Below are 16,081 nucleotides of genomic sequence, written 5' to 3'. Positions count from 1 at the left end.
GGGACGACATGGCACGTTCGCGCGCGCAGAGCATCAGAGGCGCGGCACAGGCCGTGATGCAGGGGAACGATCCGAGGCAGCTCGCCCAGGACGAGTTGCGTCGCCGCGGTGTGCTGCCCGAGGGGGAGCAGGGGGGCCGGGGGAGCGGGGAAGGCGGTCGGAGCCGGGGCGGTGGGGTGCCCCGGGAGGAGGGGATGGACCCGGCCGACTTCCCCGCGGCCCGCGACCAGGGCGGCAGCCTCGACACCGTCATGACGCAGCAGTCCGTGCCGCTGGACGAGGCCGGGGAGGTGCTGAACCGCAGTGAGCTGAAGCGCGAGGGGCTTGAGCAGGTGCACGCCATCTGTCCGATGGTGCTGCCGCGCGGGCGCTCGTTCCTCAGCATGCTGCCGGTGTCGCTGCTGCTTGTCGTCGGCGCCGTCGGCACCATCGCGGTGGCCGCCGCCGGCGACGACGTGGTGACCAATCCGGTGTTCGGCGCCCACTACTGGGTGCTGGCGGTCTTCGCCGTCGGGTTCGTGTGGTGGCGGCAGGGCATGGTGATGGTGCCCGACGGGTGCCATGCGCTGATCACCAAGTTCGGCAAGCTGGAGCAGGTCGTCGGCCCCGGCCGCGTCATCCTGCTGAACCCGTGGAAGCGGGTCTCGTACATCCTCAACACCACCCGCGAGTACCCCTTCAACGCGCCCGTGCGCGAGGCCCCGACGAAGGGCGGGGTGAAGGCGTCCATCGACCTGTTCATCCAGTTCCGGATCAGCGACCCGGTGGAGTTCGTCTACACCCTCGGCGCCGTGCGCGGCTTCCAGGAGAAGCTGAACAACGCCGTCAGCGAGACGATCCGCAGCCTCATCTACGAGCAGGAGGCCGCCGGCATCTACGACATGGTCGGCGAGGACACCACCCGGCTGCTCGACGCGCTGAACCACCAGTTCCGGCCCGCGGTCGAGCTGACCAATGCCAACATCACCCACGCCGAGCCCTCCGACCAGCCGTACCGCATGGACCTCGCGGCGCCGGAGATGGTGCGGATGGCCAAGGAGGCGTACACCCACGAGTACGCGCTGCAGTTGCGCAAGGAGCAGGACGAGGGCGACCTGAGCAAGGAGCTGGCGACCCGCGAGGAGGAGCTGTCCGCGATCCAGGCGGACATCGCCCAGTACCAGGCGCAGATGGACACCGCCGTCGAGCGCGAGACCAACCGCGCCGAGGCGCTGGCCCGCCAGCGGTACGTGCAGGCCGAGTCGGAGGCGCGGGCGAACGCCGCGCTGCTGGAGGCGCAGGCGCTCGACATCCGCGCGGTGACGACGGCCGAGGCGCCGGAGATCCTGGAGTACCGCTACCAGCAGCAGGTCCTCGACACCCTGGAGCAGGTCGCCGACCACCTGCCGCAGTTGCTGCGCATCGGCGGCCCCGCGGACGGCGCGGGCGGCGGCGGGGCCGGCGTCGACTTCCTGGCGCTCGCCCGGGAGCTGATCGGCGAGCACGGCGCGGACCTGTTCTCGGAGGCCGAGATGGCGGCCGTACGGGAGCGGCTGGCCGAGGTCGCGGCGCGGATCGCCGAGCGGGAGCCGGAGATCCGGGCGCTGCGCGAGGCCGAGCGGCCGGCACCGGTGCCGGCCCCGGCGGGCGGCGCCGGGGAGCAGACCCCGCAGGCAGTGGCCGCAGCCCACGCAGGCGGCGGACACGCAGGTAGCGCACACGCTGGTAGCGGACACGAGAGCACGGGCTTCGGGCCCGCGGACTACGGGCACGAGGAGGCCGGGGCATGAGCACGGCGACCATGAAGCGCAGGTCGGTCATCTCCGAACTCGTCGCGGCCTGGGGCGACATCCCCCAACTGCTGCGCGGCGGCGAGGCCGGCACCCTGATACCCGTCATCATCCCCCGCCACCGCCGCCGGCTGTGGTGGATGGTGCCGCTGTGGCTGTCGCTGCTGGCGCTGTCGACCGGCGTGATGGCCGGGCTGGAGGGCGGCAGCGCAAACGACGCGCTGTCCGTGGCCTCGTACGGCACCGGCGTCTTCCTGCTCGCCGTCGGCGTGCTGTGGTGGTGGCGCTCCTCGATCGTGAAGATCGAGCAGGGTACGAACGGCGTCCTCACCCGCTACGGCGCCATCTCCCGCACGCTCGGCCCGGGCCGGCACTTCGTCTGGCACCCCTGGTCGCGGGTGGACTTCGTCGTCGACACGGCCACCGAGATCCCGTACTCGGCGCCGGTGATGGCCTGCCCGACGCAGGAGAACGTGCCGCTGCGCTCGATCGAGTTCTTCCTGAAGTTCCGCATCACCGACGCGGTGCTCTTCGTCCGCACCATCGGCGCCGGCAACTTCGACCTGGTGCTCTCCAGCGCCGTCCAGGACGCCATCCGCCAGCGCGCCCGCCGGGTGCGTACGGAGCGGGCGTTCGACCTGCGCGGCTCGGACGTCGCGGACATGCAGGAGCTGCTCAACCACCAACTGGCCCGCTACGGCGTGCGCATCACCGGCTCCAACATCCCCGACGTCCAACTGCCCGCGCAGTACCAGCAGCACCTCGCCACCCGCGAGCGGGTGGCGAAGGAGCGGACCGCGTACGAGCAGGAGTGGGGCCTGACCCGCAAGCGCCGCATCGACAACCTGCAGATGGACATCGAACGGGCGAAGAAGGCGCGCGACGCACGGTTCGTCGAGGTCAAGGCGGCGCTGAACCGGGCCCGCGAGGAGGTCGCCCGGCTGCTGGAGCAGCAGGAGACCGAGGCGCAGAAGGTCCGCTTCGAGATCGAGACCCGCGGGCGCAGCGGCCTGATCGCCGCCGAGAACGAGGCGAAGGCGCAGCGCCGGCTGGCGCAGGCGTACCGCGACAACCGCGCGGTGCTCCAGTACGAGCTGGCCCGGCGGCGGCTGGAGGTGGGCGCGGTGCTCGCGGGCAGCGCGCCGCAGCCGACGGTCATCCGCACGGACGGCGGCGGGGGCCAGGACGTCTCCGCGCTCTCGACCCTCCTCACGGCACAGTTGCTCCCCCGGCTGACGGCCGGCTCGCAGGCGGGCGGTCCCGTGCCGCCGGCGGGCGGGCTGCTCCGGGCGGTGGCGGCTGAAGGACACGGGGCCGACGAGGAGTGAGCGGTGCCGTGCGGCGGGCGCGGGGGGCTCGCCGCACGGCTACCGTGGACGTATGGCGACAAAACCCGCACCCCCTCGGATCCGGCGGGTCTACGACGACCCCGATCCCGACGACGGCACCCGCGTCCTGGTCGACCGCCTCTGGCCCCGGGGCGTCGCCAAGGACCGGGCGCACGTGGACGAGTGGCTGAAGGCCGTCGCACCCTCGGACGAGCTGCGCCACTGGCTCCACGCGGACCTCGACCGCTACGACGACTTCGTCGAGCGCTACCGCGCGGAGCTGTCCGACGGCGAGCGCGCCGAGGCGCTGGCGCGGCTGCGCGAGCTGTACGCGCGGGGACCGCTGACGCTGGTGACGAGCACGAAGGAAGTACAGCGCAGCCACGTGCCGGTGCTCGCGGAGGAGCTGAAGCGGGGCTGAGGGAGAGCTGGCGCGGGGCTGAGCAAGGACTGGCGTGGGGCTGAGCAGGCTGGAACAGGGCTGAGCGAGGAGCCGGGCGGAGCTGAGCGAGGACCTGGAACAGGGCTGAGCGAGGACCTGGAGCGGAGTTCAGCGAGGAGCCAGCCCGGAGCCAGCCCGGAGCCAGCAGGGGCTGGGCAGGCGCCGAACAGGCGCCGCGGAAAGCCTCCCCCGCACACCCGCCCTAGGGTAGGCCGCCCCTCTGACAAGCGCAGATTCCCGGGGGATCCTCGGCGTACGCCCCCGCGGCAGCACCGGCCCGGTCACCCGTTCGGCCCACCGCCGCTGGCAGTCCGGCCGGACCCGCCCACAGCCTGGAGCATGAGCAGCGGCCCGGCAGCACACCGCCCCGGCCGGCCCGAGCCCGGCCGGGACGCCGACGAGGGCGTACGCCCCGCGGACGGCGGCATACGTCCCGTCGGCGACCGCACCCGCCGCGTGGACGACGGCACCGCACCCCAGGCCGGCACCCCGGCCCGCTCGCAAGCCGGTCACGAAGCCGGTCCCTCAGCCGGCTCCCCGGCCGGTCCCCCGTCCACAGAGCGCCGGCTGACCGTCGTCGAAGGCCGCGAGCACCGCGGCCCGTCCCCCGGCGGCGGTGCCGCGGAACATACCGCCCCCCGCGACCGCGGCACCCCGCCCGAAGGCTCCCCCGGTTTCCCGGGCTACCTCGGTTCCCCCGGCTCCCCCAGTTCCCTCGGTCCCCTCGGCCTCCTCGCCAGAGGCGCCTGGCAGACGGTGCTGCTCAGCGGCATCGCCGCCCTCGTCCTCGGCGTGCTCGCGCTCGCCTGGCCCGGCGAGACGCTCCGCGTCGTCGGCATACTCTTCGGCCTGTACCTCCTGGTCAGCGGCGTGATGCAGCTCGTCGCCGCGTTCGGTACGCACGCCGTGCCCGCGCTGCGCGTCATGGCCTTCATCAGCGGCGCCCTGTTCGTCCTCCTGGGCCTGCTGTGCTTCCGCAGCGCGCTGCAGTCCATCCTGCTGCTCGCCCTGTGGATCGGCATCGGCTGGCTCTTCCGCGGCATCACCCAGGCGGTGGCCGCCAGTTCCGACGAGACGATGCCGGCGCGCGGCTGGCAGCTCGGCCTCGGCGTGATCTCCGCGCTGGCCGGCATCGTGCTGATTGTCTCGCCGCTGACGTCGATCGCGGTCCTCACCTACCTCGCCGGCGCCTGGCTGCTGGCGGTCGGCGTCCTTGAGATCGTCACCGCGATCGGCATCCGCCACCGCGCGAAGCACCTCCCGGCCGGCGTCTGAGCGGGACGCCCCGTCCGCCCCCGGCGCGCAACGGCGCACGCCGGGGGCCCGCGGCCGGAGCCCGCAGCCAGGCCCCACCGCAGACCCGCCGCCGCCCCCGCCGGAGGCCCGCGTGTTGCCCAACGGGCACCCGCCGGCCAACTGCCATGATGCTCCGATGAACGTCACCGTCCGTCTCGCGCAGCAACCGGAGGCCGACGCGCTGCTCGGCCGCAGCCCTCTGGCCGTCCTGGTCGGCATGCTCCTCGACCAGCAGGTCCCCATGGAGTGGGCGTTCTCCGGCCCGTACACGATCGCCCACCGCATGGGCGGCGACGGCCTCGACGCCCACGCCATCGCCGCGCAGGACCCCGAGGCGTTCGCCGCGCTGCTCTCCGAGAAGCCGGCCGTGCACCGCTACCCCGGCTCGATGGCCAAGCGGATCCAGCAGCTCTGCACGTACCTCGTGCACGAGTACGACGGCGACGCCGAGGCGCTCTGGCGCGGCGTCGGCAGCGGCAGGGAGCTGGTGCGGCGGCTGGAGGCGCTGCCCGGGTACGGGAAGCAGAAGGCGCAGATCCTCGTCGCGCTGCTGGGCAAGCAGTACGGCGTCACGCCCGACGGCTGGCGCGAGGCGGCGGGCGCGTACGGCGAGGACGGCAGCCGGCGCTCGGTCGCGGACATCACCGGCCCGGACACCCTGGCCGAGGTACGGGCGTACAAGCAGGAAGCGAAGGCCGCGGCGAAGGCGAACAAGGCGCAGAAGGCCACGAAGGCAAAGAAGACGCCCTGAGCCGGGAGGAGTTGCCCTCCGGCCCATTCCGCAACGCCGTTCGAGTCGCTAGGTTGCACGGACCCCGTCCGCCTTGCGGACAGGAGACCCCACACGCCGGACAGGTTCGCCCACCGAAGACGTCGGAAGGACTCCTGTGTTCCCTCGAAGATTCACGGCCGCGCTGGGTGCGGCAGCCCTCGCATTCCCCCTGCTCCTGGCCAGCTCGGCCCCCGCCGGCGCCGCGACCCCCGCGAAGGACGGCGCGAAGCTGGCCCGTGAGCTGGTGCGCACGTCCAGCGCCGCGGACGCGTACAAGCACCTCCAGGCGTTCCAGCGGCTCGCCGAGCGCAACGGCGGCCACCGCGCCGCCGGTTCGCCCGGGTACGACGCGTCCGCAGCGTACGTCTACGACCAGCTTGAGAAGGCCGGCTACGACGTCTCGTACGACACCTTCGACTTCACCTACTCCGAGACGCTCAAGGACGAGTTCGCGGTCGTCTCGCCCGAGGCGCGGGACATCGAGATATACGCGATGACCTTCTCGAAGGCGACCCCCGAAGGCGGCCTCGACGCCCCGCTGGCCGCCACGCCCGTGGACGCCGACGGCACTTCGGGCTGCGAGCCCGGCGACTTCGCGGGCGGCGATTACACGGGCAAGGTCGCGCTCGTCCAGCGCGGCGGCTGCAACTTCTCCGTCAAACAGGCCAACGCCGCGGACGCGGGCGCCGTCGCCACCGTGATCTACAACAACACCGAGGGCGCGCTGAACGGCACCCTCGGCGACCCCGACGCCGTGAAGGTGCCCACCGGCGGCATCTCCAAGGCCGAGGGCGAGGCGCTGGCCACGCTGCTGACGCAGGGCGAGGTCACCGTCCACGTCGACATCCAGATGATCGTCGAGCCGCGTACGACGCGGAACGTCATCGCCGAGACCAAGCGCGGCGCCGAGGACCGCACCGTCATGCTCGGCGCGCACCTCGACTCGGTCGCCGAGGGCCCCGGCATCAACGACAACGGCTCGGGCTCCGCGGCGCTGCTGGAGGTCGCGAAGGAGCTGGCCAAGGCCGAGAAGAAGCCGCGCAACCAGGTGCGGTTCGCGTTCTGGTCGGCGGAGGAGCTGGGCCTCGTCGGCGCCACGGACTACGTGAGCCGGCTCACCCCGCGCCAGTTGCGGGACATCGAGCTGTACCTCAACTTCGACATGGTCGCCTCGCCCAACTACGGCCTCTTCGTCTACGACGGTGACGACTCCGACGGCGCCGGCGAGGGCCCGGGCCCGGAGGGCTCGGCACAGTTGGAACGGCAGATCACCGACTTCATGGACAAGAAGGGCCTGCCGCACGAGGGCACCGACTTCACCGGCCGCTCCGACTACGGCCCGTTCATCGAGGCCGGCATCCCGTCCGGCGGGACGTTCACGGGCGCGGAGGGTACGAAGACGGAGGCGCAGGCCGTGAAGTGGGGCGGCACGGCGGGCGAGGCGTACGACCCGTGCTACCACGCGGCGTGCGACGACCTGGACAACATCAGCATGCCGGCGTTCGACGCGAACATCGACGTCATCGCCAACGCGGTGGGGACGTACGCGCACGACGTCAGCTCGCTGCGCGAGCCGGTGTCGTTCGTGCCGACCGAGGGCCACGAGGGCAGCGGCGGAGGTGCGCACGACCACCACGCGGAGCGGTGAGCGCGTGACGGCGTAGCACAGCCGCAGAGGGAGCCCGGGCCGCAGCCGGCCCGGGCTCCCGCCGTTTCCCTCCCGCCTCCCTCCCCCACGCTTGCTCTCATTTCGTTACTTCTTCGTCGCTCCCCCCTTGCTTCCGCCTTGTTTCCACCGGCCTCCGCTTGCCTCTGCCTTGCTTCGCACTTGTCGCTGACTTGTCGCTCCTGTGCCTCACTGCTGCGCCCGGAGGCGCATCCCCGGTAGGCTTTCCGTGTGATCTTCAAGCGCATCGGAAACGGGAGGCCGTACCCCCACCACGGCCGGGAGTCCACCCGCCAGTGGGCTGACGTCGCGCCACGCCCGGTACGCCTCGACCAGTTGGTGACGACGAAGCAGCAACTGGACCTGGAGACCCTGCTCGCCGAGGACTCGACCTTCTACGGTGACCTCTTCGCCCACGTCGTGAAGTGGCGGGGCGACCTCTATCTGGAGGACGGACTGCACCGCGCGGTGCGGGCGGCGCTGCAACAGCGCCAGGTGCTGCACGCGCGCGTTCTTGAGCTGGACTGACCAGTCTGTTGACCCTTTCGGGGGGACCCGGGTCCATCGCATAGATCATTTAGTAGGCACGGCACCGTCCGGCTACTACGCTGCCGCCATGAGCATGCTGACGCCCCCCGAGATGGGCGGGCCGTACCGCATCAAGGGCACCAAATATCCACGTATGCGGCGGCGCAGCGGCAGACGCCGGAAAGTGCTGGCCCTGCTCGGTGCCGTGCTCGCGGTCGCGGTCGTCGGCTGGGGCACCCTGCAACTCGTCGACGCCTTCGGGGGCGGCGGCGAGGAGGAGCGGGCGGCGCCGGCCGGCAAGCAGGAGGACTGCGAGGCCCGGGGCACGGGCGCGAAGTCCGGCGAGGGGGACAAGCCGGAGGAGAGACCGGCGAGGCTGCCCGCGCCGGCACGGGTCGAGGTCAATGTGCTGAACGCCACTGCCAGGACCGGCCTCGCGCAGAAGACTGCCGACGAACTGGAGAAGCGCGGCTTCCGGATCGGCAAGGTCGCCAACGCACCCGCGGAGTACGACAAGAAGGTACGGGGCACGGGCGTGCTGCTCGGCGCCCCGGGGACGGTGGACGGCGAGCTGAAGGTGCTGGGCACCCATCTGGCGAAGGCGAAGCCGAAGGCGGTGGAGCGCAAGGGCGCGGTGGTCGACCTGATCATCGGCGACGACTTCCACGGGCTGGCGAAGCCGGCGGAGGCGAAGGCGGCGCTGCAGGCGCTGGCGGAACCGGCCCCCAAGCCGGGGCGGTGCGACTGAGGGGTACGGACCGGCCTCCCGCCCGGGGCCCGTACGGGCACGCCCGGAGAACCCGGCCCCGGGACGACGAAGCCGCCGCGGCAGGCACCGTAGAAGACCGCAGAAAAACCGCGAAAACGGCACCGTCCGACTACGCCACCCGGGCCAGGCCACCGCCCCGGCGCACCGCCCGCCCGGAAGAATCCGGCGCCTGGACGGTCAAGGCACTGCCGCCTCGTCCGCACCACTCGGGCCAAGCCGCCGCCCCGGCGCGCCCGCCCGCCCGGCAGAGCCCGGCGCACACCCGCCCGCCACCCGGCCCCGAACGCGCCCCCGGCCCCCGCCACCCGGCGCACACGCACCCCCGCAGCCCCGGCACCACCGGCCCCGGCCACCAGACCCGGCCACCAGACAACCGGCAACCGGCAACCGGCGCTGGCACCCCGGCCCCCGGCCCGCCGCCCGCCGCCCGCCGCTAGGCGGTCCCGTACATCCGGTCCCCGGCGTCGCCCAGCCCCGGCACGATGTACCCCGCATCGTTCAGCCGCTCGTCCATCGCCGCCGTGACCACCGTCACCGGCGCGCCCGCCAGCTCGTGCTCCACCGCCTCCGTGCCCTCCGGCGCCGCCAGCAGGCAGATCGCCGTGACGTCGTCCGCGCCCCGCCGGATCAGCTCGCGGATCGCCGCGACCAGCGTGCCGCCGGTGGCCAGCATCGGGTCCAGGACGTAGACCTGCCGCCCGGAGAGATCCTCCGGCAGCCGGTTCGCGTACGTGCTGGGCTGCAGGGTCTTCTCGTCGCGTATCAGCCCGAGGAAGCCCGCCTCCGCCGTCGGCAGCACCCGCATCATGCCGTCGAGCATGCCGAGCCCGGCGCGCAGGATCGGCACGATGAGCGGCCTGGGACGGGCCAGCCGCACCCCGGTGGTCTGGGCGACGGGGGTGCGCACGTCGACCTGCTCGGTGCGGACGTCGCGCGTCGCCTCGTACGCGAGGAGCGTGACGAGCTCATCGGCCAGCCGCCGGAAGGTGGGAGAGTCCGTGCGCTCGTCGCGCAGCGTGGTGAGCTTGTGTGCCACCAGGGGGTGGTCGACCACGTGAATCCGCATGCACCCGAATCTATCCGAGACCCGGCAGGGCACGGATACGCGTGGGGGCCCGGGGGTACGCGTGAAGGAACGGGCTGCGGTTCACACACAACCGCCAACCGGGTGCAAGGTGGATATGTCCGCCCGGATCGCCCCGACGCTGGAGGTGTGTGATGCCGGATCGTGATCTGCGCAGCGGTGATCCGCTGGCCGAGGCCGCCGACGACCGCAGCCGGCGCCGCGCCGCCTTCCTGCACGACCTGCACGAAGCCGAGGAACTGCGGGCCCGCGTGCAGCCGCGGCGCGCCCGGGCGGCGCGGCGGCGGCGTCTCCACCGTATGCGGACGTTCCGCTGGTAGACGCCCGGCCGGCCGCGGAACACGGGCCCTGCGGCGGTCCAATTCACGACGCAGCGCGGAAGACCCCGCAGACTGCGCGGGTTTCTGTCACGATTCCGGTGAGGGCGGGTCCCCCGCCCCTGGTCGGGGGGAGAGAGCAGGCAAGCTCGACCACCCGGCCCGGCACACCTAGGACCAGTGGGAGAGTCACGGTGTACTTCGCCGCACTGCTCGCGCGCACCGAAGACGGGTGGGAAGCGAGCGATACAGAGCTCGACGACGTGGAGACGCTGGACGACCTGGCCGACCTCGCCCGCGAGGCGACGGCCGATGACGACGAGACCGTGCTGGTGCTGCTCGAACAGGAGGACATCTGGTACGGCGTCGTCCGCATAGACGGCGAGGACGACCCGCGCGTCTTCGTCTCGAACGCCGCCGCGGCCGGGCGCAGCGCGTACGGGGAGATCCTGCTCACCCCCGAGCTGCTCGGCCGGGAGCCGGAGGACGACAGCGCGCTCGACAGCCTGACGGACCTGGACGGCACGGAGGACGGCGAGCCGGACGCCGGCCTCGACGCGGACGCCGACACGGACGCGGACCCCGACGCCCCGCCCGGCACGCCGGCGGGCCCGGTGGGCGACACGGAGCTGCTGGAGGACCTCGGCGTCTCGGAGAAGCAGTTGCTGGCGCTGCACGGCGACGCGGTCAACGAGATCGCCGAGCTGCTCGGCGCGGCCGACGTGCTGGAGACGGTCCGCTGACACAGCCCGGCGAAGGAGGGGAGAGCGGCCCGTACGAGAAGTTGTGGGAACCGCCGATGCGCCAGGCCCTGGCGGAGGCGGAACGCGCGCTGGAGACGGGGGACGTCCCGGTGGGCGCGGTGGTCCTGGGCCCGGTGAACGCGTCCGGGAACGGGTCCGCGAACTCGTACGAGACCCTGATCGAGGCACCCCCCAGGGGCCGGATCCTGGCCCGCGCCAGGAACGAGCGGGAGGCGACGGGCGACCCCACCGCCCACGCCGAGGTCCTGGCCCTGCGCGCCGCGGCGGCGGCGCTGGGCGGCTGGCGGCTGACGGGCTGCACGCTGGTCGTCACGCTGGAACCGTGCACGATGTGCGCGGGCGCCGCGGTCCTCGCCCGCGTCGACCGCGTCGTCTACGCCGCCCGCGACCCCAAGACGGGCGCGGCGGGCTCCCTCTGGGACGTACTCCGCGACCGCCGCCTCAACCACCGCCCGGAGGTCATCCCCCACGTCCTCGCCCCGGAGGCCACCGCCCTGCTCACCGCCTTCTTCCGCGACGACCCGACGGCGGGCGGCCCGCGCCAGTAACGATTTCTGCTCACGGCGGGGGGTGGGCTAAGCTGCGTGGCGGTAGCGTGTCCGAGCGGCCGAAGGAGCTCGCCTCGAAAGCGAGTGTGGGGGCAACTCCACCGTGGGTTCAAATCCCACCGCTACCGCTCTTGAACAGGAAAAACGAAGGGCCGGACCCCGGTGGGTCCGGCCCTTTCGCTGTGCCGGTCTCAGTTTGCGTCTTAGTTGACTCGTACGAGCGCCCCGGCCAGCCCGTCGCCATCATCGTCCGGCCCGTGATGGGCTTCCGCGGCGCGGTGCCGCCGCGCGGGCGGGGCGGCAGACTTGGGGGATGGCGCTGTGGAAAGTGATGTACGCGGACTGGGAGATGGAGTGCTGTGGAGACCCCTTCTCCGTGGGCGATGAGGTGTCCTGGCCGCTGTCCCTCCGGGGGCCGGAGCCGGCGGACCCGGACTTGAGCACGGTCGAAGGGCCGGTCGAACGGCGGGATGTGGAGATGGAGGGCATCTGCTGGGTGATCCGCTCCGGTGGTCTGGCGGCGTGGTGGCCGGGGGAGCTGCCGGCGGGCACGGCAATCGGCACGGATCCGGTACGGCTGACCGGGCTGCTGGAGGTGGACCGGCACGGTCCCGGCCCGCGAGAGCTGCCGCCGACCACGGGCACGGTGCGCCGCATCCAGATGGTGACCAGCGGCTATCGCTTCGATCCTGCGGAGGCCGCGTACGTACGGGTGCCGGGGGAGCGCTGGCTGCGGGAGGTGCCGGCCTGCCCGAAGTGGTTCGACAGCGGGGCACCGTACGGCAAGCGCGCACCCGCCGCAGGCGACCACTACCGCTCCGAGTCCGGCGTGCTCGTCGACCTGGAGATCGCAGACGGCTGACGCGGGGCGCGTCGGCGACGATGGGCGCCATGCGCTGCCGCGTCCACGGACTACGACGTCACAAGGCACCCCGCTTACTGCCCGGCGCCGTCCCAGAGTTGGGCGAGGGCCGTGAGTTCGTCGCGGTATTCGATGCGCTCCGCCCATTCGCGCGGCCAGGCGTCGGCGCCGAGGTACGCGCCCGCGAAGGCGCCGGCCAGGCAGGCGATGGAGTCGGAGTCGCCGGACGTGCAGGCGGCGCGGCGGATCGCCGTGAGCGGTTCTTCGGGGAAGAGCAGGAAGCACAGCAGCGCCGTGGCCAGTGCTTCTTCGGCGACCCAGCCCGCTCCGGTGGCCTCGCACGGGTCGGCCTCCGGGTCCGCCTGGCGCACGGCGGCCTCCACCCCGTCGAGGACGGCCAGGCATTCGTCCCACCCTCGCCGGGCGAACTCCACCGCGCTGTGGTCCTGCGCGAACTCCCACAGGTCTCCCAGCCAGCGCTCCCGGTAGGTGGAGCGGCTGGCCAGCGCGTAGTCCCGTAGGAGGCCGAGGAGTTGGCCCGGCTGCGTGCCGTTGGCCAGGAGGAACACCGCGTGCGCCGTCAGGTCGCTGGCTGCCAGGGCGGTCGGATGGCCGTGGGTGAGCGCGGACTGGAGCTGCGCCGCACCCGCCCGGGTCTCCGGCGGCAGCCCGGGGATCAGGCCGACGGGCGCCACCCGCATGTTCGCCCCGCAGCCCTTCGAGCCGACCTGGCTGGCCTCCTGCCATCGTGGCCTCTCGTGGCTGAGCAGCTCGCACGCCGTCAGACACGTATTCCCCGGTGCCCGGTTGTTGTCCGGCGAGCGCCACCAGTCGACGAACTCCTCACGAACCGGCCGTACCACCCTCAGCGGCGCGAGCGGGCCCCGTTCCATCGCCGTACGCAGCCCGCGTCCGAGGGCCAGCGTCATCTGCGTGTCATCTGTGACGAACGCCGGGTCGGGCAGTCCCATGGACCGCCACGGCCCGCACTTGGCGAGGATCTGCGGAACGTCGTTGAACTCGGTGGGAAACCCGAGGGCGTCCCCGAGGGCCAACCCGGTCATCGCCCCGGTCGCGGCACGCTTGCCGCCAGCAGTCATGGTCACCCGCCCATCCAACCGGCTCCCCACCGGTCAGGCCACTGTCTTTCCCTCGCTGCCAGCCGCGACGGTGTGTGCGGACCGGGGTCCGGGGGCCGGAATCCCCTCTCGGTTCCCGCCCGTTGCGTCGGTCAGGGCTTCGTGCCGACGCCGCAGAAGTGCGTGACGTCGGTGATCCTGCCCAGCTCCATGTCGTCCGCGGGCCGCCGGCGGGAGCAGGAGACCACTCCGGGCTCGCGATCAACGCCCAATCTACCGCAGCGAGTTCGCCGGCCGGGGGACTCTCCGTACCGCCGTCCGCCTCCCGTTCCGGTGCCGGCGCGGCCCCCGAAGAGGGCACGGCGGCGGAGGGGGAGGCGGCCCCGGGGGGATCCGGCCGCCTCCCCCCGCGGAGGGCGGGCCTTACGACCGCGCGCGGCGAGGGGGGAGTAGCCGCGGCGGACGCGCAGTGGGCCCACCCCGAGCCCGCCGGGGTCCTGCCAGACCCGGCGGGCTCTCCGTCCATGGTGCGCCGCGGGCGGCCGTCGGCGTGACCTGCAAAAGCCCCCTGTGACCGGGCCTTTAGTCCATAAAACGTGGGTACGACTCCAAGCGCGGATAGAATTAGCCGACTGCGCCTGGGGAGAGAGCAGGAAACGGGCGTGTGCCGCACAGGGGAGGCATCGACGCTCGTGGACTACAAGAAGATAGCGCTCGCGCTCGTCGGGCTCTTCGCCATCTACTCCATCATCAGCTCCCCCTCGCAGGCGGCCGATGTCGTCCAGATCGTCTTCGAGTGGATCTCGGAGCTGGCCAAGGGCATCGGCGACGTCATGTCCGACCTGCTGGACGACGCTTCCTCCTCGGACTGACGCCTCGGAGTGGCGCCCGGGGCTCCGCGCGCGGGCCGGCGGCCGGCTTGCGGCGGCTGCCCGCCCGGGTGATCGCCGACCACGCGATCGGCCCCGTACGCCCGTACGAGACCAGCGCTCCGGCCTGGCCGAACGGCTCCCGGCCGGGGCCCGCGGCGGCGGCCAACTGGCCGCCAACACGGCGAATTACGGTGCTTGCACAGAGTGCGCATCTCTTGTGATGCTATGACTGATTTTCGGGATTTTCCCGATTTGCCGGTCCCGCCTGCGGTGCGCGCCGTGGCGCCGGCCGTACGTCATGTGGCCGCGAAGGGGTGGTGGTGTGGTGCAGCCGTTGTCCGCGCGTACCGCCCCGCGTGCCCCCGGCCCACCCGCCGCTACGCCGGCCGCACCACCGGCCGCCGCACCCGCGCCGACGCCCGCCCAGACCCCGGCTCCGGCCCCCGCTCCAGCCCTGGCCCCCGCCCCGGCTTCCGCGCCGGGGGAGCCCGCGCCCGGCCGCCCGGCCGCCGCTGAGCCCGAGCCCGCCCCCGGCGCCCCCGGCGGTCCCCACGACGGCGACCCCGGCGACCCCGAAGAACCCCGTAAACCCGACTCCCGCGCCCTCACCCGCGCCCTCTTCGCCCAGCTCACCGCCCTGGAACCCGGCACCCCCGAGCACACCCGCGTCCGTACCGCGCTGATCGAGGCCAACCTCCCCCTCGTCCGCTACGCCGCCGCCCGCTTCCGCAGCCGCAACGAGCCCATGGAGGACGTCCTCCAGGTCGGGACCATCGGCCTCATCCACGCCATCGACCGCTTCGACCCGGCCCGCGGCGTGCAGTTCCCGACCTTCGCCATGCCCACCGTGATCGGCGAGATCAAACGTTACTTCAGGGACAACGTCCGCACCGTCCACGTCCCCCGCCGGCTCCACGAGCTGTGGGCCCAGGTCAGCGGCGCCACCGAGGACCTGACCGTACGGCACGGCCGCGCGCCCACCACCGCCGAGATCGCCGCGCACCTGAGGGTCGGCGAGGACGAGGTACGGGCCTGCCGCGAGGCGGGCCGCTCGTACTACGCCACCTCCCTCGAGGCCGCCCAGGAGGGCGACGGTATGCCGGGCCTGCTGGACCGGCTCGGGTACGAGGACCCGGCGCTGGCCGGCGTCGAGCACCGCGACCTCGTACGCCACCTCCTCGTCCAACTGCCGGAGCGCGAGCAGCGCATCCTCATGCTGCGCTACTACCGCAACATGACCCAGTCGCAGATCAGCGCGGAGCTGGGGCTGTCCCAGATGCACGTCTCGCGGCTGCTGTCGCGCAGCTTCGCACGGCTGCGATCCGCAAACCGGATCGATTCCTAACCGGATCGGGTAGGACTCTTCGAGGTCATCGCTGACGCCCAGGCTCCGTATCTGCGCGTATATGTCGACTTGACGCTACAGCGCGTTGCCGACTTGTGACATTCTGCTGGAACGGTGTTTGGCATGCCCCGGCACCCGGTATCTCAGTCGGAGGCTGCTTCTCTCGGCGGCCCGGCGGGAGCGGATGCTCCCGACCGGTTCCGGGAGGGGCAGCCTGGAACCGTCCGCGACCTCAAGGGGGTGGCATGTCCGCAGAACTGGGCAGCTCGCAGATGCTCACCGAAGTCGCGCCGCTCGGCGCACAAGCGGCTTTCCCCGACGCCCCGGCCGCCACGGCCCAGGGCCCGGACCGCACCCTGACCCCGTCCACCGACCCGGCGGCAGCCGGCCACGCCCCGGCGCCGCCGGCCCCGCCAGCACCGCCACCACTACACGGGGCTGCGGCCACGGCGCCCCCGAGCGGGCCCGACGCCGCCGTCCCGGCCGTACCGGCCCCCGCCGCCCCGGCTGTACCCCCCGCCGCCCCGGCGGACGAAGCCACCGCCCCGGAGACCGGCGCCACCACCGGGCCCGGCACCGCCCCGGAGACCGAGGCCGCCGATCCCGGCGCGGCTGATCCCGACGCGGCTGATCCCGACGC

16 protein-coding genes, 1 tRNA gene and 1 pseudogene are annotated in these 16,081 nt (G+C 72.9%); 16 read left to right on the top strand and 2 right to left on the bottom strand.

All coding sequences use genetic code 11. The annotated features are described in order from the left end of the window. Window positions 1-8: 8 nt before the first annotated feature. From B124_RS17075 to B124_RS17040, 8 genes are all read left to right on the top strand, one after another. Window positions 9-1,769 carry an SPFH domain-containing protein gene (locus tag B124_RS17075; protein WP_496503708.1) on the top strand — a complete coding sequence of 587 codons (1,761 nt, stop codon included), beginning with the start codon at window positions 9-11 and terminating at the stop codon, window positions 1,767-1,769. After that, window positions 1,766-3,097 (top strand): SPFH domain-containing protein, encoded by a 1,332-nt coding sequence (locus tag B124_RS17070; RefSeq protein ID WP_496503707.1) that lies wholly within the window; start codon window positions 1,766-1,768, stop codon window positions 3,095-3,097. The genes B124_RS17075 and B124_RS17070 overlap by 4 nt, the downstream gene beginning before the upstream one ends. A 52-nt stretch (window positions 3,098-3,149) precedes the next feature. Further along, window positions 3,150-3,518 (top strand): DUF488 domain-containing protein, encoded by a 369-nt coding sequence (locus B124_RS17065; RefSeq protein ID WP_496503706.1) that lies wholly within the window; start codon window positions 3,150-3,152, stop codon window positions 3,516-3,518. 360 nt (window positions 3,519-3,878) lie between these two features. Continuing rightward, a complete protein-coding gene (locus tag B124_RS17060; protein ID WP_496503705.1) occupies window positions 3,879-4,814 on the top strand; it encodes an HdeD family acid-resistance protein in 936 nt (311 codons plus the stop codon). A 157-nt stretch (window positions 4,815-4,971) separates the two neighbouring features. After that, a complete protein-coding gene (locus B124_RS17055) occupies window positions 4,972-5,586 on the top strand; it encodes an HhH-GPD-type base excision DNA repair protein (RefSeq protein WP_496503704.1) in 615 nt (204 codons plus the stop codon). A gap of 136 nt (window positions 5,587-5,722) precedes the next feature. Beyond that, entirely contained in the window at window positions 5,723-7,255 is a 1,533-nt protein-coding gene (locus B124_RS17050; protein ID WP_496503703.1) for a M28 family metallopeptidase, read from the top strand. A 249-nt stretch (window positions 7,256-7,504) separates the two neighbouring features. After that, window positions 7,505-7,801, top strand: coding sequence for a type II toxin-antitoxin system VapB family antitoxin (locus tag B124_RS17045; protein WP_018836497.1), 297 nt, complete (start codon window positions 7,505-7,507; stop codon window positions 7,799-7,801). 94 nt (window positions 7,802-7,895) lie between these two features. Next, a complete protein-coding gene (locus B124_RS17040) occupies window positions 7,896-8,549 on the top strand; it encodes a LytR C-terminal domain-containing protein (RefSeq protein WP_496503807.1) in 654 nt (217 codons plus the stop codon). Between the two features lie 454 nt (window positions 8,550-9,003). On the opposite strand, the gene upp is transcribed toward B124_RS17040, so the two are convergent. Then, window positions 9,004-9,636: a uracil phosphoribosyltransferase gene (gene upp / locus B124_RS17035; protein WP_496503702.1), complete on the bottom strand. Its 633-nt coding sequence runs from the start codon at window positions 9,634-9,636 to the stop codon at window positions 9,004-9,006. Between the two features lie 152 nt (window positions 9,637-9,788). Between upp and B124_RS17030 the strand changes: the two genes are divergently transcribed. From B124_RS17030 to B124_RS17010, 5 genes are all read left to right on the top strand, one after another. Then, entirely contained in the window at window positions 9,789-9,974 is a 186-nt protein-coding gene (locus B124_RS17030) for a hypothetical protein (protein WP_496503701.1), read from the top strand. 191 nt (window positions 9,975-10,165) lie between these two features. Next, the gene (locus tag B124_RS17025; protein WP_496503700.1) at window positions 10,166-10,714 is read left to right on the top strand and encodes a tRNA adenosine deaminase-associated protein; all 549 of its coding nucleotides are present in this window, start codon (window positions 10,166-10,168) and stop codon (window positions 10,712-10,714) included. A gap of 56 nt (window positions 10,715-10,770) precedes the next feature. Further along, on the top strand, window positions 10,771-11,283 hold the full coding sequence (locus tag B124_RS17020) for a nucleoside deaminase (protein ID WP_496503699.1): 513 nt from the start codon (window positions 10,771-10,773) through the stop codon (window positions 11,281-11,283). A gap of 41 nt (window positions 11,284-11,324) precedes the next feature. Further along, window positions 11,325-11,411: transfer RNA gene (locus tag B124_RS17015), tRNA-Ser, on the top strand. A gap of 185 nt (window positions 11,412-11,596) precedes the next feature. Continuing rightward, window positions 11,597-12,145: a DUF6578 domain-containing protein gene (locus tag B124_RS17010; protein WP_496503698.1), complete on the top strand. Its 549-nt coding sequence runs from the start codon at window positions 11,597-11,599 to the stop codon at window positions 12,143-12,145. A gap of 74 nt (window positions 12,146-12,219) precedes the next feature. Here the strand turns inward: B124_RS17010 and B124_RS17005 are convergent, their stop codons facing one another. After that, window positions 12,220-13,245, bottom strand: coding sequence for an ADP-ribosylglycohydrolase family protein (locus tag B124_RS17005; RefSeq protein ID WP_496503806.1), 1,026 nt, complete (start codon window positions 13,243-13,245; stop codon window positions 12,220-12,222). Between the two features lie 641 nt (window positions 13,246-13,886). On the opposite strand from B124_RS17005, the gene B124_RS17000 reads away from it, so the two are divergent. The 3 genes and pseudogenes from B124_RS17000 to B124_RS16990 all read left to right on the top strand — a co-directional run. Continuing rightward, on the top strand, window positions 13,887-14,096 hold the full coding sequence (locus tag B124_RS17000; RefSeq protein ID WP_496503697.1) for a hypothetical protein: 210 nt from the start codon (window positions 13,887-13,889) through the stop codon (window positions 14,094-14,096). A gap of 322 nt (window positions 14,097-14,418) precedes the next feature. Next, window positions 14,419-15,441: an RNA polymerase sigma factor SigF gene (locus tag B124_RS16995; RefSeq protein ID WP_496503696.1), complete on the top strand. Its 1,023-nt coding sequence runs from the start codon at window positions 14,419-14,421 to the stop codon at window positions 15,439-15,441. Between the two features lie 245 nt (window positions 15,442-15,686). Beyond that, a pseudogene (locus B124_RS16990) lies at window positions 15,687-16,081 on the top strand (hypothetical protein); the annotation flags it as partial.

The organism is Streptomyces sp. CNP082, from assembly GCF_059570535.1.
This window is presented reverse-complemented; position numbering and strand designations above follow the sequence as displayed.

Coding starts and splice junctions, on each gene's coding strand:
- B124_RS17065 (WP_496503706.1), top strand. CDS start 3,150: ATGGCGACAAAACCCGCACCCCCTCGGATCCGGCGGGTCTACGACGAC.
- upp (WP_496503702.1), bottom strand. CDS start 9,636: ATGCGGATTCACGTGGTCGACCACCCCCTGGTGGCACACAAGCTCACC.
- B124_RS17020 (WP_496503699.1), top strand. CDS start 10,771: ATGCGCCAGGCCCTGGCGGAGGCGGAACGCGCGCTGGAGACGGGGGAC.
- B124_RS17005 (WP_496503806.1), bottom strand. CDS start 13,245: ATGACTGCTGGCGGCAAGCGTGCCGCGACCGGGGCGATGACCGGGTTG.
- B124_RS17055 (WP_496503704.1), top strand. CDS start 4,972: ATGAACGTCACCGTCCGTCTCGCGCAGCAACCGGAGGCCGACGCGCTG.
- B124_RS17030 (WP_496503701.1), top strand. CDS start 9,789: ATGCCGGATCGTGATCTGCGCAGCGGTGATCCGCTGGCCGAGGCCGCC.
- B124_RS17010 (WP_496503698.1), top strand. CDS start 11,597: ATGGCGCTGTGGAAAGTGATGTACGCGGACTGGGAGATGGAGTGCTGT.
- B124_RS17040 (WP_496503807.1), top strand. CDS start 7,896: ATGCTGACGCCCCCCGAGATGGGCGGGCCGTACCGCATCAAGGGCACC.
- B124_RS17060 (WP_496503705.1), top strand. CDS start 3,879: ATGAGCAGCGGCCCGGCAGCACACCGCCCCGGCCGGCCCGAGCCCGGC.
- B124_RS17075 (WP_496503708.1), top strand. CDS start 9: ATGGCACGTTCGCGCGCGCAGAGCATCAGAGGCGCGGCACAGGCCGTG.
- B124_RS17070 (WP_496503707.1), top strand. CDS start 1,766: ATGAGCACGGCGACCATGAAGCGCAGGTCGGTCATCTCCGAACTCGTC.